The organism is Ursidibacter arcticus (assembly GCF_009761375.1).
In the GTDB taxonomy this organism is placed as follows: Bacteria; Pseudomonadota; Gammaproteobacteria; order Enterobacterales; family Pasteurellaceae; genus Ursidibacter; species Ursidibacter arcticus.
Map to the genome: position 1 here is coordinate 1 of NZ_LEKM01000046.1, position 1936 is coordinate 1936.

At 31.5% G+C, this 1936-nt stretch carries 3 protein-coding genes; 2 read left to right on the forward strand and 1 reads right to left on the reverse strand.

All coding sequences use genetic code 11. The annotated features are described in order from the left end of the window. Positions 1-521, forward strand: a 521-nt coding sequence (locus A1D25_RS01480; protein WP_162853261.1) for a restriction endonuclease subunit S, incomplete at its 5' end; no start/stop codon positions are given. A gap of 43 nt (positions 522-564) precedes the next feature. Further along, positions 565-1368 carry a tyrosine-type recombinase/integrase gene (locus tag A1D25_RS01485; protein ID WP_157393954.1) on the forward strand — a complete coding sequence of 268 codons (804 nt, stop codon included), beginning with the start codon at positions 565-567 and terminating at the stop codon, positions 1366-1368. Positions 1369-1457: 89 nt separating this feature from the next. Here the strand turns inward: A1D25_RS01485 and A1D25_RS01490 are convergent. Beyond that, the coding region (locus A1D25_RS01490) for a restriction endonuclease subunit S (protein ID WP_205420565.1) at positions 1458-1936 on the reverse strand (479 nt) is incomplete at its 5' end.

Genomic DNA, 1936 nt, shown 5'->3' on the forward strand with positions numbered 1-1936 from the left:
TTCCACAAGGGTGGGAGTGGTGCAAATTTGGCGATATTGTTGATATTTCTCGTGGAGCGTCCCCAAGACCAATAAATCAGTATATTACAAATGATGAAAATAGTATTCCTTGGATTAAGATTGGAGATACAGATATTGGTGGGAAATATATTGAAGTCACAAAAGAAAAAATCACATTAGATGGGGCTAAAAAATCTAAGTTAGTTCAATTTAATGATTTCTTATTAACAAATTCAATGAGTTTTGGAAGACCTTATATTACAAAAATATCTGGTTGCGTTCACGATGGCTGGCTAGTAATTAAATTCGATGAAAATATATTTAATATAGATTTTCTATATTATTTATTAAGCTCACCTTTTATTTTCTTTCAATTTTCTGAGAAGGCAGCTGGTTCGGCATTTAAAAATCTGAAATCAGATACTGTAAGGGATTCAATTATCCCACTTCCCCCATTCCAAGAACAAAAACGCATCGTAGAAAAAGTGGAATTGCTTTTATCGCAAATAGAACATTTATAATCTCGTTATCATACTGATTTTCAACCATAAAAAGGAAATCAGTATGATATTATCTTACGAAAAACATCTTAAACAATCCAACTTTGCTAAAAATACCATTTCGGCTTATTTATTTTCAATAAAACAGTTTTATCACCTATTTGATGAAATAAATAAATCAAATTTAAAGGAATATAAGCTGTATTTAATCGATCATTTTAAACCACAAACAGTTAATTTAAGATTGCGAGCGATAAATTGTTATTTGGAATTTATTAAAAAAGAAAAATGGAAATTAACTTTCGTTAAAATTCAACAAAAGCCATTTTTAGAAAATGTGATTAGTGAAGCAGATTATGAATATTTTAAGAAACGATTAAAATCCGATAATAATCTCTATTGGTATTTTGTTATTCGCTTTATGGCAGCAACTGGAGCAAGGGTAAGTGAGTTAATTCAGCTCAAAGGTGAACATATTCAAACAGGATTTTTAGATCTTTATTCTAAAGGAGGGAAATTACGCCGAATTTATATTCCTAAAAAATTACAACAAGAGTGCTTAATTTGGCTAAAACAACAAAATCGCCAACACGGCTTTATTTTTCTGAATAAATACGGCGAAAGAATTACCACAAGGGGAATTTCATCGCAATTAAAAGTATTGGCAAAAAAATATAAAATTGACCCCAAATTAGTTTACCCCCATTCATTCCGCCATCGATTTGCTAAAAGTTTTTTAGAACGGTTTAGTGATATTGCCTTTTTAGCTGATTTAATGGGACACGAAAGTATTGAAACCACCCGAATTTATTTACGTCGCACCAGCACGGAACAACAAGCCATCGTGAATAAAATTATCGATTGGTAAATTTTCAATAAAATTTTACCGCTTGTAAACGTAGGGTGGGCTTTCTAGCCCACCAATAATAATTATAACAGTGGGCAAGAATGCTCACCCTACAATAATTTTTCAATTTGCGATAAAAGCAATTCTACTTTTTCGACGATGCGTTTTTGTTCTTCGAGTGGGGGAACTGCAATGAATATAGAATTCAAATTTTGTTGATTTAATTTAGGTACGGCAATTCCATTTATTAATCCCATTGCAGGTAAATTTAACGCATTTAAATATATACAAAAATATTCTTCTAATCCGCTGAAAGTACCCAAAACGTGAACATGATTATTTGCCCAAAATTTGCCATCTACAATGAAAGCCACATCACGATTAACAAAGAAATTCCCACCATCTTCTCCAATTAAGATATATTTACCTTCAAAAATATAATCTTCAACTTTATCAATAACACCAGTAGCACCGTAGTAATCATAAATCTTTTGTTGTTTACTTCTATGTTCAACGGAAACAGGTTTTCTTTTTCCGTCAAAATTATAGACATAATTTTCCAACCTAACCCACTCCCACCCTTGTGGAA